Source organism: Streptomyces sp. NBC_01390, assembly GCF_045040105.1.
Taxonomy (GTDB): domain Bacteria; phylum Actinomycetota; class Actinomycetes; order Streptomycetales; family Streptomycetaceae; genus Streptomyces.
The window spans coordinates 6,134,058-6,154,557 of the sequence record NZ_CP109551.1 but is presented as its reverse complement, the minus strand read 5'-3'; the positions used below and the strand labels follow the sequence as shown (position 1 = coordinate 6,154,557).

Below are 20,500 nucleotides of genomic sequence, written 5' to 3'. Positions count from 1 at the left end.
CCGGACCCGGCAGATATGCCGGGTCCGGGGCGTTACTGTCCGACCGGCTTGTTCACCCTTTTCCCGGTCGTCTTTCCCGGTCGTCCGTTCCAGGAGCTCCATGCGCCGCCGCCGTCCCCAGCAGGTCTCGTTCTCCCTCACGACGGCGATATCCGTCGTCGCGGGGCTGACGACCGCCACCGTCGGACTCACCGGTCTCACGGGCTCCGCCGCCTGGGCCGACAGCACGGCGGCGCTGCCGCTGTCCGGGTACGCGCACATGCTGGTCGACGCCGCTCACCAGCACATCTACTTCAGCCAGGGCGCGGGCTCGACCGGCATCGTGGTGACCGACCTGTCCGGCACCCCGGTGACCACCGTCACCGGCGAACAGGGCGCCACGGGCCTGGCCCTGTCACCCGACGGCGGCACGCTCTACACGGCCCTGACGGACGGCGACGCGCTGGCCGCGATCGACACGACGACGCTGGCCGAGACGACCCGCGTCCCGACGGGAACGGGCAGCGCCCCGGTCTCGGCGGCGGTGGCGGGCGGCAGGGTCTGGTACGGCTACACGGTCACGGACGCGGCGGGGGACGCGAGGGGCGCCATCGGTTCGGTCGATCCCACGGCCACCCCGCCCACAGCGACAACCGAGTCCGCGATGGGCAGTTGGGGGGTCGCTCCGATCCTCGCCGCGGGCGGCGGTGTCCTCGCGGCCGAAGAGCCGCAGCAGAGCCTCAGCCATGTGGCCACGTACGACGTCTCCTCCGGGACGGCGACGACGAAGGCCGACACGTCGGTCTACGGCGGCAAGGCGACGGGCCTCCAGGTGACGACGGACGGCACCCGGCTACTGTTCGCCGCCATAGGCCGGGACGGCCTGGGAAGTGCCCTCTCATGAACAGTCCGACTCGATTCTGGGCGGCCGCTGTACATCGTGGATTCTGATGCGCTCGCGAACACCGGTGGCTGCCCTTACTTCCCTCTGCTCCTACGAAAGAGACGCCGTCGATTCACGTCGTCCGTTGGCCTCTCCCGTACCTCCCGCTCCCGTACCTCCCGCTGCTGGCAGAAGGTGGCGAGGCTGGCGCGGGCGCTGAGCGTCTCGGGGTGGTCGCTGCCCAGCAGTCGTTCACTGTCGGTCACCACCCGCTCCACCAGTTCGATGGCTTCGTCCGTTCGCCCCGCCTGCCAGTAGGAGGCGGCAAGGAGGGAGCGTGCGGCGATCGTGTCGGGGCTGTCACTGTCCGGCAGTCGTTCGCTGTCGGTCACCACCCGCTTCACCAGTTCGGTGGCTTCGTCAGTTCGCCCCGCCTGCCAGTAGGCGGCGGCCAGGTTGATGCGGGTGCTGAACGTATGGGGGCTGTGACTGTCCGGCAGTCGTTCACGGTCGGCTACCACCTGCTCCAGTGGTTCGATGGCCTCGTCTGCTCGCCCCGCCTCCCAGTAGTAGGCGGCCAGGTAGGAGCGTGCGGTGAGCGTGTGGGGGTGGGTGCTGCCCAGCAGTCGCTCCCGGTCGCCAAGCACCCGCTTCTGTACTTCGATGGCTTGGTCCGTTCGCCCTGCCTGCCAGCAGTAGGTGGCGAGGACGGCGCGGGGGGTGAGGGTGTCGGGGTGGTCGCTGCCCAGCAGCCGTTCGCTGTCGGCTACCACCTGCTCCATTAGTTCGATGGCCTCGTTCGTTCGGCCCGTCTGCTGGTAGGCGACGGCGAGGTTGGAGCGTGCGGTGAGCGTGTGGGGGTGGTTGCTGCCCAGCAGCCGTTCACAGTCGGCCACCACCCGCTCCTCGACCTCGGTGGCCTCTCCCGTTCGCCCGGTTTGCCGGTCGGTGACGGCGAGGTTGGAGCGGGCGGTGAGGGTGTCGGGGTGGTCGCTGCCCAGTAGCCGCTCCCGGTCGGTCACCACCCGTTGCAGTAGTTCAGTGGCTTCGTCCGTTCGCCCCGCCTGCTGGTAGGCGACGGCGAGGTTGGAGCGTGCGGTGAGCGTGCTGAGGTGGTCGCTGCCCAGTAGTCGCTCGCTGTCGGCTACCACCTGTTGTAGTAGTTCTGTGGCTTCGTCCGTTCGTTCCGCCTGCTGGTAGGAGGTGGCGAGTTTGCCGCGGGCGGTGAGGGTGTCGGGGTGGTCGTTGCCCAGTAGCCGTTCGCTGTCGGCTACCACCTGTTGCAGTAGTTCGATGGCTTCGTCCGTTCGCCCTGCCTGCCAGTAGGAGGTGGCGAGTTTGCCGCGGGCGGTGAGGGTGTCGGGGTGGTCGCTGCCCAGTAGCCGCTCGCTGTCGGCTACCACCTGCTCCAGTAGTTCGATGGCCTCCCCCGTTCGCCCCGCCTGCCAGTAGGACGCGGCGAGGTTGGAGTGGGCGGTGAGGGTGTGGGGGTGGTCGCTGCCCAGTAGCCGTTCGCAGTCGGTCGCCACCCGCTCCTCGATCTCGATGGCCTCTGCCGTTCGCCCCGCCTGCTGGTAGGACGCGGCGAGGTTGGAGTGGGCGGTGAGGGTGTGGGGGTGGTCGCTGCCCAGTAGCCGTTCGCAGTCGGTCACCATCCGCTCCTTGATCTCGATGGCCTCTGCCGTTCGCCCCGCCTGCTGGTAGGCGACGGCGAGGTTGGCGTGGGCCGTGAGCGTGGCGGGGTCCTCGCTGCCGAGCAGTCGCTCGCTGTCGGTGGTCAGGATCTGCCAGTAGGTGGCGGCGGAGGCGTCCAGGCGGGCACGGACGAGGCTGCCGCCCGCCTGGTACAGGACCCCGCGGGCGTCGGGATGCCAGAGGTCGTCCAGCGTGTGGTCGGCGAGGGCGTCGGTGTTGGCACGCAGGGTGGCCGCGAGGTCGGGATGGAGCTGGTCGACTTCGGGCCATATCTGACGGAGGGCGCCGGCGGCCGCTACGGCGGCCGGTCCTTGCTGGTCCGCGGTGATGGTCTCGCGCACGGCGCGGGCAGTGAGGGCATGGATACGCACGGCGCGTGGCTCGGTGCGCGTGTCGCAGGTGAGGAGGGCGTAGCGGTGCAGGAGACGCAGCACGGTGTGGGTTTGCTCGGGGCTGACCTGCGGGATTTGTGTGCCGGGTTCGTCCGGGGTGGGTGGGGTGCGGTGGGTGGTGAGGTAGTTGAGAAGGGCCGCGGTGCTCCAGAGGACGTGCGGGTGTCCGGCGGGGTCGAGAAGTGCGGCCAGGCGCAGAGCGGGGACGGCGAGGCCGTGGAGGTCGGCGGTCCGGACGGCGTCGAGGGAGAGGAGGAGGGTGGCGGCGATCTGGCGGCCGTAGCCTTCGCTGTCGGCCGTCTCGGGCAGGGCCTGGTCAAGTCGGGTCTGGCGGTGAGTGAAGAGGTTCAGGTAGGCGGTGCAGGTGAGTTCTTCATTGATCATGTAAGCGGCGGCGTGGCTCAGCGCGAGCGGGAGGTGGCCCAGGGCTTCTGTGAGAGAAGCGGTTCTCTCGTCGAGAAGATGGGCCATGTCCTCGCCGGCGAGACGCTCCCGTAAGTAGGTGTCAGCTTCTTGGGGCGTGTACACGTCGACGTCGACGCGGGTACGGCCGCCGCCGCTCAGGCGCGCTTCCTTCAGCCTGGTGGTGGCAAGGACCCAGCCGGTGCCTGTACGGCTCACCGGCCACCACCCGTTGACGGCGGCGGGATCGGTGATGTCGTCCAGTACCACCAGCCACCGCCGGGGTGTGGTGGCCAGCCATTCCAGCAGGGCGTGGGCGTCGGCCTCCGGATCCTGTCCAGTCGCGCCCGGCAGTCGGATACGGGTTGCGGTCTGCGCGTATTGAGTGATCACCTGCTGTGCTTCGGCCGCGACTACCCACACCACCAGATCGGCACCCTCCTTCAGAGCGTCGATGGCGCAGGCCGCGGCCAGTTGGGTCTTGCCGACTCCGCCCCCGCCTGAGAAGACCTGGGTGAGCACTACGCTGGTGCCGCTCGTGCGGACGTGGTCCACTTTCTGGCGCAGTGCGCGGCGTGGCTGAAACGCCGATGCCAGTGTCGGCACCGGTCCGACCTCCACCGGCCATGACACGTCCACGTCTCTGGCGGGGGCCAGGTGGATGTGCTGTTCGTGGATGTTGGTGACGCTACTGCCCTCTCCGAGAGCGCTGCCCTCGATGTTCCCGCCCGCCCCGACACTGCCGCTGCCCACGACGACCTCCCGGGACGGGCCGGGCTGTTCGCCGACGGCATCCGAGACCGCGAACTCTTTGCCCGTGCCGGAAGAAGCCGCGGGAGCAGCGTCCGGTCCGAGGTCGGCGGGACCTGGGCCACGGGTCCATCGCCGACGTGGAGGAGTCATCGGCGGCCGACAGACACGAGGGCACCTGTGGCTGCCACTTGACCTGCCGCGTCGCGATCAACCGTCCCCGCGCACCCGGCTCTGTCCTCGCATGTGATCCTCACGTGCGCCACGGCGGTGGCAGGGGCAGCGGTTGCTCGCTCCGCAACGGCTCGCCTCGCAGACCGTCTCAAGACCCGCACCGTCATGCGCTCCCCCATTCATACGGCACATGACTGTCTCACCCGGGCCGGTGCACCGTAAGTCCGACAGCGGATGCAAGAGACCGTAGCGCCCCTCTGCTCGTCACCACGCCTGATCGCGGGATCCCGGCAGACCGGCTGCGAAGGCCAACAGGCAAGATTTTCCCACCAGTTGGGGTGAATGCGGCCTGTCGGGCGGCTACGGTCTCACCAGAACTGACGGGGCGTCGGCCCAAGGCCGCTGACTTCGGACTCCTGCGCCCAGGCCGGGCTGATGTGAAGGACGGTGGCTGGTGGCTGTGACGGGGGCGGCACGCGTGTGGGTGTGGGTGTGGGTGACAGTGGTGGGTACCGGCCTGGCGGCGATCGGACTGATTCTGCTGGCGGTACTGGCGGACCTGAACACCGCAGGGCAAGCCGCGTCCGTGGCGGGAGCAGTGGTCGGACTGGCGGCATTGCTGGTCTCGGTCTTCGCTCTCCTGGGCACCAGTGGCACTGGCAGTGGTGGTGGAGGAGGGGTGCCGGACGGCCGGAAGGTACGGGCCGGTCGGGGCGGTGTCGCGGCGGGCGGCAACATCACCGGTTCCGCGCTCGGGAAGAACTCGAAGGTGACCGGCCCGCGCACCCCACCGGGTGCCCCCTCCGCGCCGCGGAGCGGGGACGATGTCCGCGCCGGCCGGGACGGCATCGCGACCGGTGGAGACATCACCGACAGCGCTCTCGGCGAGGGCAGCGAACGGTGACTGAGCCCCGTCTTTCAGGACGGGGAGGAGCCACGGGGCTGGGATCCGCTCGCTGGGAGAGGGAGCGACCGTCGGGCAGGATGGCCTCATGACAAAACTCCCCGAACGGTCACCCGGCTGTGCCTCCTCCGGTTCGGTGCTGTCGTTGTGGTCCCAGGACTCCGTCCTGTCGATCGGCTCCGTGGGCTCGGTACTGTCCGTGGGGTCCGTCGGTTCGGCCCTGTCCATCGGCTCGATCGGCAGCGCCCTGTCGGTCGGCTCGATCGGGTCAGCCCTGTCACTCATCTCCACCGGCTCGTGGCTGAGTACGGGGTCGCTGTTCTCCGCACAGTCACGGTGGTCGGTGCTGTCCTGGCGATCCTCCGGCGGTTTCCTGGCCGCAGGAGCGGTAGGAGTGACGGCGGCGGCCGGAGGGGCACTGCTGCTGGCCCAACTGCTGTCCGAGACCGAAACCGGCGCCTGAGCCCGGCCGAGTCCTCGGCCCTGTGCCCAGGGGGACCGATAACACCCATCAGCCGCTACGGGGTGGCGACTGCGTATCGTCATCGGTCATCGTCCAGGGCAGTCCGTGCTGCCGCATCTGGGGTCGGGGGGAGGGGCGGGTTCGGGTGGTGGCAGGTGCAGGTGCATACGAGGTAGTGGACTCCGGGTACGCCGGTGTCGCGGGGTTCGTGGTCCTGGCAGTGGGGGTGCTGGCTCAGTGCACAGCGGGGGGAGCGGAAGGGCGGTTCCGGTGCCCAGGCGAGCCGGCGGGTCTGGGTCATCGTCGGCCCCTGTCCCCGTAGAGCGCGTCGAGATCCGCTCCGCCGACGAGCGGAATCACGTTCCAGCGCGCTCCCTTCGCGTCCATGTGGTCGTCCTCGTGCCCAGTGGGGAGGATGCATGCGCCGGTCTCGCTGAGGATGGGTGCCCGGTAGAACAAGGAGGCGCGGATCGCCCCGCACGTGTCGGCCTCGCCGATGGGGCTGCTGGTCATCCGGCACCTCCCTCATAGGCCTGGCGGTAGGCGCCCCACAGCCGTTGTCCGTTCTCGCACCCGTCCTGCGCCTTGCGGGCGCGCTTGCAGTCGCCGCCGCACTTGCGGGCGTGCTCGAACCAGAGCCGGTAGGCGTGCAGCATCGGCAACTCGGCCTGACGTACGGCGGCTTGGACGCGGGGGACGGTCATCAGGCCCTCCCCGCGCACAGTGGGGCGTGGATGTCCCGGGTGTCGGCGTCGATGCCGAGGTCGGCTGCCGGAACCGAGTCCGCGAGGGCGGGCAGATAGGGCCGCGCCAGTCGGGACGCGGAACCGTCCAGCGGCCCCCGGTCGGTGCTGTACGGCGACCGGCGCGCAGCAGGTACCCGTACCGTCCGATGGACGTGATCCCTCGGGACTTTTCCGGCCGCGACCGTGTGGGTCGGCGGCGGAGGTTTCCGGCGGGTGCCGGTCGGCGGGACCAGAGAGGCGAGCCCCCAGAGAACCAGGGTCACCACAACCCAGTGCAGCGCGGCAGCGCTACGCTCGGCCACGTTCATCAACTCCCATGCAGTTGGTGAGCCACGCCCCGGGAGTCCTGACCGACTCGCCGGGGCCTTCTTGTCTCGGTTCACCGTCCCCCTTGGAGTCTGGCATCAGCAATAGAATCTGCTAGAAATCAGCCTTGGCTGGAGAAGTGGCACATGCCAACGCGTGCGCATGGCTTCCGCAAGGTGCGCAACCAATGCCAGGCTGAACACATCGCAGGCAATGCGCGCACGTGCGCGGGATCGGGGAGCACATGGCCGCAAAACCTCAGCCAACTGCCAGGCGGATCGGACTTGGCCATGAACTAAGGCAGTTGCGTAAGGAGGCCGGGTTCACCATCGCTCAAGCCGTCGACGGCCTGAGCGTCGACGAGAGCACCCTTCAGCGCGTTGAGACCGGCTGGAAATCCTTTCGGCAGGCAGGCCACCTGCGGGAGTTGCTGGAGCGTTACGGCATCACCGACGACGATCAGATGGACCGTCTGGTCGCTCTCCAGAGGGAGGCGTCAAGCCGGGAATGGTGGGCGGACGGAAGCACGAACATGCTGTCCGGCATGCCCCGCTTCCTTGGGATTGAGGCGGCGGCGCAGGAAATCCGTGCTTTCCACCCCGTTGTCATCCCTGGCCTGCTCCAGAGCGAGGCGTACGCGTTGGCAGTGCACGATCTGCACAAGACCGTCGACGAGACCACGACGGAGTTCCGGCGGCAGAGCATGCGGTTGCGGATGAGGAGGAAGGAAGCGTTGACGCGCGACGGTGACCCCGTAAAGCTGTGGGCGATCCTCAACGAACCTGCTCTGCGCTACCCCCTCGGGGACGCTGACCTGATGCGTGAGCAGTACGACGAACTCTGCAAGATGGCCGACTTGGAGAACGTCACCATCCAAGTCCTTCCTCAGGGGGAACGTGGGTACGTGGCGCTCCATGACGTCAGCATCATGATGCTTGGCGATGGCCTGCCGACTACGGTCGTAAGTGACACTGCATGGTTCACCGTCGCAGTCACAGACAAGCCCCGCGAAGTGGACCGGTTCTCAAGGATGTTCGAGGCCATGGCATCAAATGCCCTTCCCCCTCGGGAGACCCCCAAGTTCCTGCACCAGCTATCGCGAGAGATCACTGAATGAACACTCAACCTGCCACTTTCATAGCCTCCGACCTGGAAGGCGTTGACTGGTTCAAGTCCTCGTACAGCAACGGCGGCGGTGTCTGCGTCGAGGTTTCCAGGGACCTCCCTGAAGTTGTCCCCGTCCGCGACAGCAAGAACCCCCACGGGCCGATCCTGGTTGCTTCCGCAGCGGCCTGGGCTGCTTTTGTGGACCACGTCAAGTACTGACCGCAGTGGAAAGTGCCCCCGGCCACATGGTCGGTGGCACTTTCCGGAGACTTGGGACTTGGGCGCGTCCGGCGGATCATGCTGCGATCGGAACGGTGAAGCGGGGTCATCTCACTACGATCGGGGGATGTTTGAGTACCACGGGTGGATCACCGTTAGGGAGACCGCAGCCGATGACGACGAGCCCCGGCTGTGCCAGATCGTCGAAGAGCTCAGCCTTCGCATCGCCCAGATGGACAGCCCGTACTTGCTTGATCTCAGGTGGATGAACGGTGAGCCGTTCATCCACCTCGGCGGGTTTTCCAATCACCGCTCCTCGCCCAACGTGGTTGAACTGTTCGAGCACGTGGCCGTGGTCGCCCCCGGTTCCTACGGGCTCCTCCACGTGCGCGATGACGAGGAACCGGATCACGAGAACGAGGTACGCGTGCTGAGGCTCGTCCGAGGCATGGTCACGCAGCACACGGAGGCGTTGTTGTCGCCGTACATCCCTACGGTGGAAGATCCCGTCACGGGGTGAGGTGACGTCGGCGGATCATCCTCGGAGCCAGAGTGAGGGGCCCCGAAGTTTCCGGACAGGCACCCAATAGGGTTGTCCTGGACAAGGAAACGAGGAAGAAGTGGCGCCACCCAGTAAGTACTCGCCGGAGTTCCGTGAGGAAGCCGTCCAGATCGCGTTGAGGTCGAGCAAGACGATCTCCGAAGTCGCCCGGGAGCTTGAGCTGAACTCGGAGACGCTACGCGGCTGGGTGAAGAAGCATCAGAAGCAGCAGGAACCGGCTCCCGACGCGGAACTGACGGTGAACGAGCGGGCACGCCTGAGGGAACTCGAACGACGTAACCGTGAGCTGGAGATGGAAAATTCTTTCCTGAAAAAAGCCGCAGCGTACTTCGCGAAGGATCCCCGGTAGCAGGCAAGTACGAGTTCATCGACGAGATGCGGCTCGACACCGAGGAGTACGCATACAGCGTCGAGTTCATGTGCGGTCGGCTCGGCGTATCCAGATCCGGCTACTACGACTGGAGATCCCGCCCGGAATCCGCGACAGTCCAGCGGCGCGAAGAATTGAAACTGCTCATCGAGAAGGTCTTCGACATGTCCGACAGCACCTACGGGCACCGGCGCGTCCAGGCCCAGCTGGACCGCTGGGGCGTCGCCGCGGGCGTGGAGCTGGTCCGCCGCCTCATGCGTGAACTGGACCTGGTGCCTTGCCAGCCACGCCCGAAGAGGTTCAACCTCACTCAGACTGCGGCTGGCTTGGTGCCAGACCTCGTCGGCCGCGACTTCACCGCGGCTGCGCCTGGTGAAAAGCTCGTCGGCGACATTACCTATATCGCGACCGGGGAAGGCTGGCTGTACCTCGCGACAGTCATCGACTGTTGCACGAAGGAAGTGATCGGCTACGCAATGGACGACCACTACCAAACTCCGTTGATATCCAGGGCGATCCGCAACGCGGCACGGAACAGGAAGCTCTCGGCCGGCGCGATATTTCACTCCGACCGGGGCAGCAACTACATGTCATCCGAGTTCGGGAGGACGCTCGACCGGTTCGGGCTCCGCAGATCATCTGGCCGCACCGGAATCTGTTTCGACAACGCCATGGCCGAATCATTTTTCGGCGCCCTGAAGAATGAGCGCGTATCAAGGGTGACTTACCTGACCCGCGAGGCCGCCCGGCAGGACATCACTCGCTACATCGAATTCTGGTACAATCGCAAGCGCCTCCACTCGGCGGTGGGTTACCGCCCTCCGCGCGAAGTCCACGCCGAGTACGAGAAGTTGCGAATCGCCGCATGAAATAGACGGTCAGAAGCCTGTCCGGAAACCGCGAGACCCCTCAGAGCCGGATCGCGGCCACCGTGATGGTGCCGTGGAAACGTAGGCACAGGTAACGGCGGTTGCTGCGGGACGAATACGCCTAATAGACATGTTGGTTGACCGGTTGGGCCGGCCCGGGGTGGTGCGCGGTCCTCTCTCCCCGGGACCTTTCGAATCCTTCGTCGACACGCAGGCCCACCAACATGCCCGCGACTACGAACGGCTCGTCCGGCACTCCGAAACCCTGATCGCCTGGCCTCCATCACGTTGATGACCCGCCCCATCGCCCGCGGCACAAAGCGCCCAAAAGAGTTAGACCACAACCCTTTCCTCAATGACCATTACTCCTCGGCCGCAGCCTGGAGGCCGTTGTCGAGAGCTGACCGAAAGCTGACAGGGTGTCGTGCGTCTGCAATCCGGGCGGGGCCCGTGGGATAGTAACTCCCATGGAGGGCCTATGAGTTACTCGATGTTCGTCTTCCACGCCAACGCGGCGTATGCCCACGACTCGCAGCAGGACACCTTCATGGCGCTCGCCGCGATGTACGTGGAGGCCAGTCCGGTCTACCGGGAGGTCGGGTGGCTGCGGGACTGGCAGACCTTCTGGATCGAGGAAGCGGGAAACCAGGGTAACGGCTGCAGCGATCTCGATCCTCAGAGGTATCTGACCGATGACGATCGCATCGTGCTGTTCCGGGAGTTCCTTGGCGACTACAGGTCCTGGGTGAGCACCACAGCCGCATCCATCAACTTGGTCACCGGGTACGACGCGGACAAGCTCGTCGACTTCACCGAGACGATGGAAGCCGTGATTACCGGCGACAGGGCGAACCCCAGGGTCATTCCGAGCGACTCCGTGCCTTTCCAGGACTGGATGAACGAACCCTTCGCGGGCCCGCCGCCGACCGCCGGTGGGGGCAAGGGGGTCTCTTGATGGAGATCGTCGTGTTGATCGGTTGCGTGCTGGGATTCGTCGGGCTCATGAGCCTCGCCTGGTGGCTCGACGGACGGGCATATCAGAAGGCGGTCTCGGCGGCCTGGGACCGCCATCTGGCCACAGTGCCGGAGCCTGCTGACCTCGCCCAGGACACCATCGTGAGGATGGGGCCCGCGGCCCTTGCCGTTCTCATCGCCGACGGCCCCTGGCACGCCTATGAGGCGGTGGTCGCCGGGCTGGCAGCCAAAGGAAGCGTGAGACCGGGCCGCAACTACCGGGACAGGGCGACTCTGCTGTGCCAATGGGAGAAGGCGCCTCCCGAGGAAGATGTGGAGAAGGCCATCTGGGACCAGTCCCGCGACCTCGCCGATCTGCACCCGGACGTGGTCATCCGTCCTGTTGTGCAGCGCCTGGTCTCGGAAGGCGTTCTGCGCGAGGGTGAGACCTTGCACGTCCCCTTTCGCCCGACGGTTCCCGTGTGGGCGAAGACTGCGGGTGTGCTGGGACTCGCGCTCGCATGGCCTGTGGCCCATCTGTTCCACAACGGTCCCTATCTCGGCAAGGGTCCGGTTCTGGCGGCCGGCGTTCTGATCGTCCTGTCGCTGTTGATGTTCATCAACGCCCACACGGAGCGGCCGACCGCGCTTCGGCTGCCCCGCTTGAGCGATCGAGGGGAACAAGTGGTCAAACAGGCCCGGGCGCAGTTCGCGCACCTCGACCCGGCGGTCCGGGACGAGTCGCAGCGCTACGAACCGGACGAAGTGGCATTTGCCGTTGCCCTGTTCGGAGATCGGGCTCTCGCGCGCTTCAGCGAGGATCTCGTGGAGCGATTCGCTGAATGGCGAGCGCACTGGGGGGAATTGGCGCATCGGGCACGCAGGGAAGAGTACCTGCGGCGCTGGAGCGGGTAGGAAGGTCGAACTCGCGGTGACCGGTGATCTCCACCAAGAACTTCTAACAGAATGCGTCGTCTGAGCGCGGCTGGTGCCTTCGCTGCCCGATGTCGCAGTGCCATAGGGTCACCGCATGCGACGAAGGACAAGACTGGCGATAGCTGGGACTGCGGCCCTGGCCTGGGGCGAGTGGTTGAACTGGCGCTGGTCTCGAGCCCTGGTAGGGGGCAGCGGGGGCGCATCCGAAGTTGTGGTCGTGTTGGGCTACCGGAACCCCCAACCGACGGCGAACTTCATCAACCGCTGGCGAGTCCGTGCTGGAGTTCGCTCCGTTGCCGCTGACAACGCGGGAGGCACTCGCGTGATCTTCAGTGGCGGTGAGACCAACAGCAGCGCTGCGGAAGCCCAACTGATGGCCAACTACGCGAAGTCGGTATTGGAGTTCGACGGCACCGTGCTCCTCGAAGACCAAAGTGCGACGACATGGGAGAACATCACGAACGTGATCCCATTGCTTGAGGACGTCGATCGCATCAAGATCGCCTCCCAGCCGGCTCACGCGCTCAAAGCCCGCGCGTACTTGCGGCGACAGCGCCCTGATCTGGCTGAGAAGCTCGTGCGCGCGGATGACTACCGACCTGGCGAGTGGATGGTCGCTAAACCCCTGCTGGCTCTGTACGGACTTTGGACACTCCGCGGCCTCAAGGCCGACGAGCGGAAGATTTCGCTGTAAACAGCTGCTGTCGCATCGGCGTCACAAACGGTGGTTCTTGAGCCGACGCCAGCAGATGAGTGCGCATCCGAGGGTGAGGAACGCTTGGTGGATGTCGTCGCGGATCTCCCAGCGGATCCGCAGGCGGCGGAACCAGTGCAGGTGGGCAAAGCACGCTCCACGACCCAGCGTTGAGTGCCGAGCCCGGAACCATGTTCGGTGCCGCGGCGGGCGATCAGCGGCTTCACACCGAGAGCCCAGACCAGTCGACGGTATTTGTCGTGGTCGTAGCCGCAGTCACCGAGCACGACATCTGGGCGGCGCTGTGGCCGCCCGCGCTTGCCACGCACCGGCGGCACGGCGCCGCGCTGCCGGTCTTCCGGGCACAGAGCGCCGGGCACTTCATCACCACCGCCTCCACGGCCGCGTTTCGCATCGTGCCGACCATGGCGGTCTACGCCGGCACCAAGTTCGCGGTCCGGGCCATCTGCGAAGGACTGCGCCAGGAAGCCGGGGACTCCTTGCGGGTGGCCACCGTCTCGCCCGGCCCGATCGCCACCGATTTCGCCGAGGCGTCAACCAACAGCCAGGTCAGAGCAGAGATCACGAGGATGCGGGACCACATCGCAATCCCGCCCGACGCCATCGCCCGGGCCATCGCTTTCGCGATCGAACAGCCTGCCGCGGTCGACGTGAGCGAGATCGTCGTACGGCCCACCGCCCAGAGCTGACCTCCCCCCGCTCTTCCGGTGTGGACCGCGTGAGATCGGCGTCCCTCCTCAGCGCGGCAGGACCTCCGCAGTCCGCCGGCTCGCCCTCCAACCCCCGGCCCCCGTAATCGCGAAGGCACTCGGCTGTCACGACAGGACAACCACCCGCCTGGTCGCCGAAGCCGGCGGAAGCTGGAGCCGATATGCCTCGGGTGGCCACAGGCGCTGACCCGGCCGGACCTTGATCCTGAAAGCAGGGGGAAGGTTCAATCACCGCATGGCCGAAAGAGACATTGACCTGGGAGTCGTGACGGCGCCGTCGGGAGTCTTCGTTTTGGGGATGGCGTCGTGGATCGACTATTGGCCGCAACTGGGTCGACCGCTGTCCGAGCGCGCAAGTACTGCGGCATCGATAGGCGGCGGACATGTCCACGACTGGATCTGTGAGATGGTCGCGGTTCGCGCTGCGGGTGACCAGCCCTTGATGGTGCGAGCCAGCACGGCAACGTCGCCCTCCGACGGAGGACCAACCATCGCGGTCCTTGAAATTGATCTCGGTCTGCCATGGGTCGGCACCGCAGCCGACGAGCCAATCATCCTTGGCGACCTACCGGTCGACCCTTGCGGCATGGTGCTCGGTGATGCACTGGCCCTGGACTCCTGGACTGGAGACGGCCACCCAACGACCGACGGCCTTGCTGATGTCGTCTACTGGGGAGCCTACGCAGAGGCCGCCCATCGCCAGTTCGGCGGAGAGCTGATCTTGCGACACGGCAGTCAAGTGCGAGGGTGGCTCGACCTCCCGCTCGATGAGGCCAAGAAACTCGGCGACGCGCTCAAGGACTGGGAACGCGACGAACAGGGCCGGGGCGTCATGGTGGCAGTCGAGGAACACGCCGACTTCCACCGCTTCAACCGCGCGAGTTGGACCCACCCGCTTCGGATCGGCGCCATCGAGGTCGCTGACTGCCCCGTTCTGGGAATCAACTGGGACAGCGGCGACCACTCGATGAGACACCGCGGCGAACGCCGCTTCGGACACGTCTATCCCGTGACTCTTCAGCCTGACCCCACGACGGGCCGGACAACAATGCGCTGGACGATCCCGCCCTACGCGCCCGGCCACGACGGCGAAGAGTGATCCGCAGGCACCGCCGACCGCTCAGGGTGACCAAGCTGGAAACCGCCGGAGAGTACGCGGCATCTCAACATGCGGGCCTACGGGCCTACCAGTCCCAAGGCCGAACTCGGGGGAGCCTGGATCTCTGGATTCAGGTGATCGTGGCCGGCACCCAGACGCCCTCTCGGGTCGGCCCGAACGTGGCGGACTCGTCCCGGCTGTCGGTGACCCAGCGATCGTAGGCGCCCACGCCCTCCAACCGGATTCCGAAGTGATACATGGGGTCGGCGAAGACGACGAAGTGCTTCTCGAACTCGAACTCGGCGCACCTCACCGTTCCGCTGCCAGGCACGGACTCGTCGTTGAGCGCATAGCGAATCCGTGTGATCCGATACTCGGAGTGGGAGTCGGCGAGGAATGAATCGCCGCAGGAAGCGAGCGTGAACTCCGCGTCCTCACCCTGGAGTGCCGGAGAGGGTTCCGTCCCTGCGACCAGGCTCATTGCCAACTGTCCGTGGTTACCGACCGAGTCGAGCCGGAGGTATCCCTCGTCAAGGGCCAGGTACACGCTGTCTGCCAGCGGCGTGAACCGTGGAACTTCCTCATCACGGTCGACGAAGCCGGGTACTTGGACGTCCCGGACCCTCCGCCCGGCCAAGGGCTCGAACACGGAGTGGATCTCATGCACCGGCGTGCTCCTCGTAGTACTCACCCGACCGTCACGATCTTCAGATCCATTCCCGTGCCCGACTTGAGGAGCACGACTCCCACGGAATGCAGCGGCATATTCATGTCAAGGTCGCGAGCGTATCCCTGCCGCGATGCACGGAATCGAACGGCGACGAACCTGAGTCCGCTCCGAACGTGTCCGGTCCGTCGAGGAACCACAAGTGGCGTGATCCACGTCGTGCCATGTCATGGGCATCTTCAAGTCGAGGCGCTTCGCCGGGCTCCCCTGGGCTGTCTCAGGGTTCTTCGGGGGCATGGTGGGCTGGGGCGCATGGTCCCTGACCGTATGGGCGCGCGCGTACTGCGATGCGGGTTATGAGGCCGGGGGCCGCCTCGAACTCAACCTCTTGTTTCCCGTGACCGCGGTGGTCGGAGGACTCGCTGGACTTGCGGCGTTGGCGATCGGACGCCGTGTGGGGCTTCGTACTCCGAGGCCTGTGCGCATCTGGCTGCCGACGCTGTCCGTCGTCGCCGTCACCGTCCTGCTGGCATGGTGGTTCTTCGCTTCCGTAGGCACCCTGGACGGCTACCCGGGCGATTCCGGCCTCTGCCCCGCCAGCAACATCCCGCCGCAGTGGCCCGACTGGATCCCCGCCTGACCGACGACGCGGCAAGCGGGACAGAGGACTTGGCCGGGCCCGACCTCCGGGCCGTCATCGACCCTGAAGCCCTGGGGCGCGGGCTGGAAGTCCTCATCGACGTCGAGATCTACGCCCAGGACCGCAGGAGCTTCGAGGAGTTCGAGGACACCGTGGCCTCCTACGACGAGGTCATCGAGTTCCGTCGTATGTACGGCCGCCCCGACTACTTCATCCGCGTCGACGTAGCCGACCACGCCGCCTACGAAGCCTTCCTCACCGGCAGGCTCAGCGGCCTGCCCGCCGTCCTGCGCCTCGAATCCCACCTCACCATGAAGAAGATCAAGACCGGCCCGTGAGGGCGGGGCGCTCGGCGCCTTCCTCGTCAGGCCGCCCGGTTGCGCAGGCGGCGGAGCATGCGGGCGTCCTCGAAGCCGACCGAGTGGGCGGCGGCGTCGATCGTGGCGCCGTGGCTGATGAGGTGCTCGGCGCGTTCCAGGCGCAGGGTCTGCTGGTAGCGCAGCGGGGTGAGACCGGTGGCGCGGCTGAAGAGCCGGGTGAGGGTGCGTTCGCTGACGCCGACCGCCGAGGCCAGGTGGGGCAGCGGCAGGGGCTGGTCGAAGCGGGTGTCGATGAGGTCCTGGGCGCGGTGCACGGTGTCGTCGAGGTGGGACCGGTGCCGGAACATCGCGCTGGCCTGCGGCTCGTGGCCGTTGCGGCGGGCGTAGACGACCATGTCCCGGGCGACCTGGGCAGCGACGGCGGGCCCGTGCCGGCCGGCGACGAGGTGGAGGGCCAGGTCGATGCCGCTGGCGATACCGGCGGAGGTGATCACCCGGTCGTCGACGGTGTACAGGACGTCGCGGACGACGACCGCACCCGGGTGGCGCAGGGCCAGCTCGTCCTGCACGTCGTGGTGGGTGGTGCAGTGGCGGCCCTTGAGTAGGCCGGCCCGGCCGAGTGCCTCCGCGCCGGCGCAGACGCTGGCCACCGTTCCGCCCCTGGTGTGGTGGTCCCGCAGGACCTTCAGGGAGGCGTCGGCGACGGGGGGCGAGTCTGCCAGGGTGACGGTTCGCCAGCCGGGGACGACGATCAGGTCCTCGGGCCCGAGCTCGGGCCAGTCGGTCTCGGCCACCAGGGGCAGTCCCTGGGCGCTGGGGACCTGCGGCTGCTCGGCGACGTAGATGAGGGTGTAGGGGTGCCCGAAGTCGGCTGCGGTGGAGAAGACCTGTGCGGGGCCGGCCAGGTCCAGCAGATGGACTCCGGGCACCAGGAAGAAGACGATGTGGCTCACGATTCGGTCATCATGCCGGAAGACCGGTCGTCATGCTCGCGGATCCGCCGCGGCCTCCACCTCGTCGACCGTCGCGATGGTGGCGAAACGGCCGGCGAGGGCGTACTCGGTACGCCGGATGATCTCTTCGGCGGGCAGGGTGCGGGGGTCGGCGAGCAGTTCGGCGACGCTCTGGTCGGCGGGGGCGTCGCGGTGCGGGATCGGGTTGGTGGCGGTCGCGTCGACGACGAAGGTGACCTGGTAGCCGAGGTCGCTCGCCACGCGGGCGGTGGTCTCGACGCACTGCTCGGTGCGGATGCCGCAGAGGGTGAGTTCGCGGACCCCGTGCTCGGTGAGGAGTTGTTGCAGGTTGGTGGTGGTGAAGGAGTTGTGCGAGGTCTTGTGGATCAACGGCTCGCCGTCCTCCCGGCCCTCCAGCTCCTCCAGCAGCCGGACGTCGCCGAGGGCCGGGTCGAAAGCGCCGCCGCTCCCGGGCTCGGTGTGCAGTACCCACACCACCAGGTCCCCGGCGCGCCGGGCCAGCCGTACCAGTCGGTTCACCTTGTCGGCGATCTTCGGGTCGGAGATCGTCTCCCACAGCGGCCTGGCGCGGAAGGACTCCTGGACATCGATGACGATCAGTGCTCGGGTCATGCCCCAACCATCACCCATCCGCAGGGTGCGGTGACAGGCCGCATCGGGTCCCGAAGCGGACCGATCCGGTCAGCACACCATCTGCGGTCCCGGTCTCCCTCTTTCCTCCCGCGTCAGGTGGACTCCGCGGGGGCTCGATCAGCCGTCGTCACGGAAGAACGGAAGAGACGGAAGAACGGAAGAGGGGGCGGTGAGAGAACGTCGTTCTGAGGGCACAGAGGTCCGATGGTTCTGGACGAGACGTGATCGCGGCGGGATACCCCGGCGTTGTTCAACTGTCGGTGTCCTTGGGGTGCCGGGTGGAGGCGTAGACGAGGTGCACGGTCCGGCGAGGTAGGTCGACGAGATAGCGGACGCGGCCGTCGGCAGTGACCTCGTACTCCCACTGTGGATATTCCGTGCCGCCAAGAGTGGCGGTGGCAAGGCGTCCGCGGAGCCTGTGCTGGCGGTCGGGGTCGTTCGTGGAGACGGGGTCGGTGCGCAGCGCCTCGTAACAGCGCCGGGTGTTACCCGGGGCTTCGGTGCACAGGTCGCCCCAGCCTTTGGCCGCGTCGTTCGTGGCGAATCGGAGGCGCCATTCGTTTGCCGATCGGCGGTGGTGGGACGTCGTCGCCGCGTTTGGGGCTCACGGGGCAGGTACCTCGCCGTGGTCCTCGTCCGGGAGCGGGGTGGTCAGCTGCGCCGTCAGGTCCGGGTCCGCGAGGATTCTGGCGGTGGCGCGCCATTCGACTATGGCTCGGTGGAGGTTGGTGTGCACATCCAGTTCTGCGGCGTCGTGGGTCGCGTTGACGAGGTCGACGACGAACTCACGCACTTCCTCGCTCGACAGGTGCCGGGTCCACGGGAAGACCTCGGGCAACGCAAGGAGAATCGCGCGGGCACCCTCGTCGCTGCTGATCAGGGCTGCGAACAGCCGGGCGGTGACCTCCGCGGTCTCCTCGCGCTGTCGGTCATGGCGCTCGGTGGTGAGGTACAGGTCCTCGCCGTCGCGGCGCGTTACGTGGACACGCTGGGCGCGTTCGACGGTTTCGGCCACCCGCTTGGAGTTCTTCGACAGGTCAGAGAACGAAACGGTCAGAGTGGACATAGAGGGAGACTAATTCGGAATACGTTCCGAAGTCAAGTGGGGGTGGTCGGCGCTGTCGGCAGGGTCGGCTGACGTGGCCTCGGGAACGTCACGCGGGATCGTCACCTCCGACGGATAGAACTGCATGTACCACCGCCGAAGCGCCCTGATCCCCTTCTCGTGCGGGAGGAGGACCGGGCGGGCCTGGTGGATCTTGTGGTCCCAGATCTCGACCTCCTCGCGTACCTCGCCCAGTGCTTCCGCGCGGAAGACGAGCTTGAGGAGGGGAGTCAGGAGCCGGAGCGGGAAACGGGCCGGTTTGCGGACGTAGTACAGCATCCGGAGTTCGCTCGTGCGGTCGTCGACCGGGGTGGTGAGGGCGACCGCTGTCACCGACAGGACGGGGCCGTGGACGCGGACCACCATGACGCCCGGGCCGTACATGAACGCGTCGAAGGTGTTGTTGATGTCCCAGCGCAGCACGCGTCGGGCGATCCGGCCGCGGGCCTCGGCGTACGGGCCGTCCTGGCTCCAGTCCTGGACCGGGGGTTCGGGCTGACCGTGGATGAAGTGGAAGTGGGACTCGTCGACGATGTTCTCGCGCATCTCCTGGACGTGGACGCGCGCCCGGCAGGTGTCGTCGATCGGGGTGGCGTAGTCCCTGGACGTGGTTTCCGGGATTTCCGGTATCTCCCAGGAGGGTTCGCCCGGCCCGGTGTGGACGAGGACGAGTCCGCTGTGCTCACGGACCGGGAATCCGCCGAGGGACACCTTGGGGGTGCGGGTGGCGAAGGGCGCCTCCACGCACCTGCCGTCCGTACCGAACCGCCAGCCGTGGAACGGGCACACCACCGTGCCGTCCACGACCTTGCCGCCGGCGCCGAGGTGCGCGCCGTAGTGGGGACAGTGCGCGTCCCGGACGGTCGCCTTCCCGTCGGTGCCCCGGAAGGCGATGAGTGCCCGTCCGAAGTAGTGGAGGCTGACGACCTTCCCGGGGCGCAGTTCGGAGCTGCGGAGCACGGCGTACCAGCCGTACGGGACGAACGGCATCGGGTACTCGTCGGCACGTGGGTCGCGGGGGAGTGAACCTGGGGACGTGACCGTGTCATGACTCCGCCATAAGCGCATGCGCTGATGGTAGGGGCGTTTCACCTGGGGCTGTAGAGGGCCGGCCGCGGACCACTGGTCGTCTCGCCTCAGTGCCCCAGCCCCGCACCCCCGTCGACCGGAATCACCGCCCCGCGCACATACCCCGCCTCCGTCAGGAACACCACCGCGTCCGCAACCTCCTCGGGTCGGCCGAGGCGTCCCGCCGGGGTTCGGCGGAGGAGGTCGCGGCGCTGGTCGGGGGTGAGGGCGCTGCTCATGTCTGTTTCCGTGAGGCCGGGGGCCACCACGTTGCAGGTGATGTCCCGTGGGCCCAGTTCGCGGGTGAGGGAGCGGGCGAAGCCGATCAACCCGGCTTTCGACGCAGCGTAGTTGGTCTGGCCGGCGGAGCCGTGCAGGGCCGCCGTGGAGGAGATGAGGACGATACGGCCGTGGCCTTCGCGGAGCATCCCGCGCACCGCGCGCTGGGTGACGCGGAAGGCCCCGGTGAGGTTGGTGTCGACGACCGAGGTGAAGTCGGCCTCCGTCATCCGCACCAGCAGGCGGTCGTTCGAGGTCCCCGCGTTGGCGACCAGGACCGTCACCGGGCCGTGGGCCGCCTCGGCCTCCGTGAACGCCAGGTCGATCTGCTGACTGTCCGTCACATCGCAGCGTAAGGACAGGAATCCATCCGACTCGGGCGGTGGATCGCTGCGGTAGGTCACCGCGACCCGGTCGCCCGCCGTCGCGAAACGGCGGGCTATCGCCAGTCCGATCCCCCGGTTTCCGCCGGTGACGAAGACCGAACGAGGCGTCGCCCGCGCCATCATGGCTTCACTCTCCATGTTCCTCTCCTCCTCACTCATCGCCCCTGTCACTCGTCGTCTCCGTCACTCATGG

Annotated in this window: 23 protein-coding genes and 2 pseudogenes; 14 read left to right on the top strand and 11 right to left on the bottom strand. The window is 67.2% G+C overall.

Annotated elements, in window-relative coordinates; all coding sequences use genetic code 11:
- Window positions 1–100: 100 nt before the first annotated feature.
- Entirely contained in the window at window positions 101–883 is a 783-nt protein-coding gene (locus OG241_RS27735) for a YncE family protein (RefSeq protein ID WP_405818917.1), read from the top strand.
- Between the two features lie 74 nt (window positions 884–957).
- Here OG241_RS27735 and fxsT read toward each other — a convergent pair whose 3' ends face one another.
- Window positions 958–4,104, bottom strand: coding sequence for an FxSxx-COOH system tetratricopeptide repeat protein (gene fxsT / locus OG241_RS27730; protein ID WP_405818915.1), 3,147 nt, complete (start codon window positions 4,102–4,104; stop codon window positions 958–960).
- Between the two features lie 625 nt (window positions 4,105–4,729).
- Here fxsT and OG241_RS27725 point away from each other — a divergent pair.
- Together OG241_RS27725 and OG241_RS27720 are read left to right on the top strand one after the other, a co-directional pair.
- Window positions 4,730–5,179, top strand: coding sequence for a hypothetical protein (locus OG241_RS27725; RefSeq protein ID WP_405818914.1), 450 nt, complete (start codon window positions 4,730–4,732; stop codon window positions 5,177–5,179).
- An 88-nt stretch (window positions 5,180–5,267) separates the two neighbouring features.
- Complete coding sequence (locus OG241_RS27720) at window positions 5,268–5,642, top strand: hypothetical protein (protein WP_405818912.1); 375 nt, start codon at window positions 5,268–5,270, stop codon at window positions 5,640–5,642.
- Window positions 5,643–5,939: 297 nt separating this feature from the next.
- Here the strand turns inward: OG241_RS27720 and OG241_RS27715 are convergent, their stop codons facing one another.
- Genes OG241_RS27715 through OG241_RS27705 form a run of 3 tightly spaced genes read right to left on the bottom strand, consistent with a single transcriptional unit; the run spans window position 5,940 to window position 6,690 of the window.
- Window positions 5,940–6,155 carry a hypothetical protein gene (locus OG241_RS27715; RefSeq protein ID WP_405818910.1) on the bottom strand — a complete coding sequence of 72 codons (216 nt, stop codon included), beginning with the start codon at window positions 6,153–6,155 and terminating at the stop codon, window positions 5,940–5,942.
- Window positions 6,152–6,346: a hypothetical protein gene (locus tag OG241_RS27710; RefSeq protein WP_405818908.1), complete on the bottom strand. Its 195-nt coding sequence runs from the start codon at window positions 6,344–6,346 to the stop codon at window positions 6,152–6,154. The genes OG241_RS27715 and OG241_RS27710 overlap by 4 nt, the downstream gene beginning before the upstream one ends.
- On the bottom strand, window positions 6,346–6,690 hold the full coding sequence (locus OG241_RS27705; RefSeq protein ID WP_405818906.1) for a hypothetical protein: 345 nt from the start codon (window positions 6,688–6,690) through the stop codon (window positions 6,346–6,348). Before OG241_RS27705 ends, OG241_RS27710 begins: the two co-directional genes overlap by 1 nt.
- 308 nt (window positions 6,691–6,998) lie before the next feature.
- On the opposite strand from OG241_RS27705, the gene OG241_RS27700 reads away from it, so the two are divergent.
- The 7 genes from OG241_RS27700 to OG241_RS27670 all read left to right on the top strand — a co-directional run bounded on the left by OG241_RS27700 (window position 6,999) and on the right by OG241_RS27670 (window position 12,405).
- Window positions 6,999–7,811 (top strand): DUF5753 domain-containing protein, encoded by an 813-nt coding sequence (locus tag OG241_RS27700; protein WP_405818904.1) that lies wholly within the window; start codon window positions 6,999–7,001, stop codon window positions 7,809–7,811.
- Window positions 7,808–8,020 (top strand): DUF397 domain-containing protein, encoded by a 213-nt coding sequence (locus tag OG241_RS27695; RefSeq protein ID WP_405818902.1) that lies wholly within the window; start codon window positions 7,808–7,810, stop codon window positions 8,018–8,020. Before OG241_RS27700 ends, OG241_RS27695 begins: the two co-directional genes overlap by 4 nt.
- A gap of 127 nt (window positions 8,021–8,147) precedes the next feature.
- Window positions 8,148–8,540, top strand: coding sequence for an Imm7 family immunity protein (locus OG241_RS27690; RefSeq protein WP_405818900.1), 393 nt, complete (start codon window positions 8,148–8,150; stop codon window positions 8,538–8,540).
- Window positions 8,541–8,640: 100 nt separating this feature from the next.
- Window positions 8,641–9,821, top strand: a protein-coding gene (locus OG241_RS27685; protein WP_405812709.1) for an IS3 family transposase whose coding sequence is annotated in 2 segments (ribosomal slippage) — window positions 8,641–8,905 and window positions 8,905–9,821 — 1,182 coding nt in all. Because the reading frame shifts where the segments join, the coding sequence is not laid out codon by codon here.
- 490 nt (window positions 9,822–10,311) lie between these two features.
- Window positions 10,312–10,776, top strand: coding sequence for a hypothetical protein (locus tag OG241_RS27680; protein WP_405818898.1), 465 nt, complete (start codon window positions 10,312–10,314; stop codon window positions 10,774–10,776).
- Complete coding sequence (locus tag OG241_RS27675; protein ID WP_405818896.1) at window positions 10,776–11,690, top strand: TIGR04222 domain-containing membrane protein; 915 nt, start codon at window positions 10,776–10,778, stop codon at window positions 11,688–11,690. Before OG241_RS27680 ends, OG241_RS27675 begins: the two co-directional genes overlap by 1 nt.
- Before the next feature lie 115 nt (window positions 11,691–11,805).
- Window positions 11,806–12,405, top strand: a complete 600-nt coding sequence (locus tag OG241_RS27670; RefSeq protein WP_405818894.1) for a YdcF family protein — start codon at window positions 11,806–11,808, stop codon at window positions 12,403–12,405.
- Between the two features lie 21 nt (window positions 12,406–12,426).
- Here OG241_RS27670 and OG241_RS27665 read toward each other — a convergent pair.
- Window positions 12,427–12,746, bottom strand: a pseudogene (locus OG241_RS27665) (transposase); the annotation flags it as partial.
- Here OG241_RS27665 and OG241_RS27660 point away from each other — a divergent pair.
- Both OG241_RS27660 and OG241_RS27655 read left to right on the top strand, forming a co-directional pair.
- Window positions 12,741–13,115 (top strand): annotated as a pseudogene (locus tag OG241_RS27660) (SDR family oxidoreductase); the annotation flags it as partial. The pseudogenes OG241_RS27665 and OG241_RS27660 sit on opposite strands and share 6 nt — an antisense overlap.
- Before the next feature lie 256 nt (window positions 13,116–13,371).
- Entirely contained in the window at window positions 13,372–14,235 is an 864-nt protein-coding gene (locus OG241_RS27655) for a hypothetical protein (protein ID WP_405818892.1), read from the top strand.
- A gap of 130 nt (window positions 14,236–14,365) precedes the next feature.
- Here OG241_RS27655 and OG241_RS27650 read toward each other — a convergent pair whose 3' ends face one another.
- Window positions 14,366–14,902 (bottom strand): hypothetical protein, encoded by a 537-nt coding sequence (locus tag OG241_RS27650; protein WP_405818891.1) that lies wholly within the window; start codon window positions 14,900–14,902, stop codon window positions 14,366–14,368.
- Between the two features lie 478 nt (window positions 14,903–15,380).
- On the opposite strand from OG241_RS27650, the gene OG241_RS27645 reads away from it, so the two are divergent.
- Window positions 15,381–15,542 carry a hypothetical protein gene (locus tag OG241_RS27645; RefSeq protein ID WP_405818889.1) on the top strand — a complete coding sequence of 54 codons (162 nt, stop codon included), beginning with the start codon at window positions 15,381–15,383 and terminating at the stop codon, window positions 15,540–15,542.
- Entirely contained in the window at window positions 15,518–15,880 is a 363-nt protein-coding gene (locus OG241_RS27640) for an Lrp/AsnC family transcriptional regulator (RefSeq protein WP_405818887.1), read from the top strand. The genes OG241_RS27645 and OG241_RS27640 overlap by 25 nt, the downstream gene beginning before the upstream one ends.
- A 26-nt stretch (window positions 15,881–15,906) precedes the next feature.
- Here the strand turns inward: OG241_RS27640 and OG241_RS27635 are convergent, their stop codons facing one another.
- The 5 genes from OG241_RS27635 to fabG form a co-directional block, all read right to left on the bottom strand.
- Window positions 15,907–16,815, bottom strand: a complete 909-nt coding sequence (locus OG241_RS27635) for a GlxA family transcriptional regulator (protein ID WP_405818886.1) — start codon at window positions 16,813–16,815, stop codon at window positions 15,907–15,909.
- A 30-nt stretch (window positions 16,816–16,845) separates the two neighbouring features.
- On the bottom strand, window positions 16,846–17,448 hold the full coding sequence (locus OG241_RS27630) for an isochorismatase family protein (RefSeq protein WP_405818884.1): 603 nt from the start codon (window positions 17,446–17,448) through the stop codon (window positions 16,846–16,848).
- Window positions 17,449–18,073: 625 nt separating this feature from the next.
- Window positions 18,074–18,535 (bottom strand): prevent-host-death family protein, encoded by a 462-nt coding sequence (locus tag OG241_RS27625; RefSeq protein WP_405818882.1) that lies wholly within the window; start codon window positions 18,533–18,535, stop codon window positions 18,074–18,076.
- Between the two features lie 9 nt (window positions 18,536–18,544).
- Window positions 18,545–19,642, bottom strand: coding sequence for a Rieske 2Fe-2S domain-containing protein (locus tag OG241_RS27620; RefSeq protein ID WP_405818880.1), 1,098 nt, complete (start codon window positions 19,640–19,642; stop codon window positions 18,545–18,547).
- 68 nt (window positions 19,643–19,710) lie between these two features.
- Window positions 19,711–20,427, bottom strand: coding sequence for a 3-oxoacyl-ACP reductase FabG (gene fabG, locus OG241_RS27615; RefSeq protein WP_405826449.1), 717 nt, complete (start codon window positions 20,425–20,427; stop codon window positions 19,711–19,713).
- Window positions 20,428–20,500 lie beyond the last annotated feature (73 nt).

What these genes read in the sequence shown, in the direction of transcription:
- OG241_RS27735 (WP_405818917.1), top strand. Translation starts at nt 101, where the DNA reads ATGCGCCGCCGCCGTCCCCAGCAGGTCTCGTTCTCCCTCACGACGGCG.
- OG241_RS27720 (WP_405818912.1), top strand. Translation starts at nt 5,268, where the DNA reads ATGACAAAACTCCCCGAACGGTCACCCGGCTGTGCCTCCTCCGGTTCG.
- OG241_RS27715 (WP_405818910.1), bottom strand. Translation starts at nt 6,155, where the DNA reads ATGACCAGCAGCCCCATCGGCGAGGCCGACACGTGCGGGGCGATCCGC.
- OG241_RS27710 (WP_405818908.1), bottom strand. Translation starts at nt 6,346, where the DNA reads ATGACCGTCCCCCGCGTCCAAGCCGCCGTACGTCAGGCCGAGTTGCCG.
- OG241_RS27695 (WP_405818902.1), top strand. Translation starts at nt 7,808, where the DNA reads ATGAACACTCAACCTGCCACTTTCATAGCCTCCGACCTGGAAGGCGTT.
- OG241_RS27690 (WP_405818900.1), top strand. Translation starts at nt 8,148, where the DNA reads ATGTTTGAGTACCACGGGTGGATCACCGTTAGGGAGACCGCAGCCGAT.
- OG241_RS27680 (WP_405818898.1), top strand. Translation starts at nt 10,312, where the DNA reads ATGTTCGTCTTCCACGCCAACGCGGCGTATGCCCACGACTCGCAGCAG.
- OG241_RS27675 (WP_405818896.1), top strand. Translation starts at nt 10,776, where the DNA reads ATGGAGATCGTCGTGTTGATCGGTTGCGTGCTGGGATTCGTCGGGCTC.
- OG241_RS27670 (WP_405818894.1), top strand. Translation starts at nt 11,806, where the DNA reads ATGCGACGAAGGACAAGACTGGCGATAGCTGGGACTGCGGCCCTGGCC.
- OG241_RS27655 (WP_405818892.1), top strand. Translation starts at nt 13,372, where the DNA reads ATGGCCGAAAGAGACATTGACCTGGGAGTCGTGACGGCGCCGTCGGGA.
- OG241_RS27630 (WP_405818884.1), bottom strand. Translation starts at nt 17,448, where the DNA reads ATGACCCGAGCACTGATCGTCATCGATGTCCAGGAGTCCTTCCGCGCC.
- OG241_RS27625 (WP_405818882.1), bottom strand. Translation starts at nt 18,535, where the DNA reads ATGTCCACTCTGACCGTTTCGTTCTCTGACCTGTCGAAGAACTCCAAG.
- OG241_RS27620 (WP_405818880.1), bottom strand. Translation starts at nt 19,642, where the DNA reads ATGCGCTTATGGCGGAGTCATGACACGGTCACGTCCCCAGGTTCACTC.
- fabG (WP_405826449.1), bottom strand. Translation starts at nt 20,427, where the DNA reads ATGGCGCGGGCGACGCCTCGTTCGGTCTTCGTCACCGGCGGAAACCGG.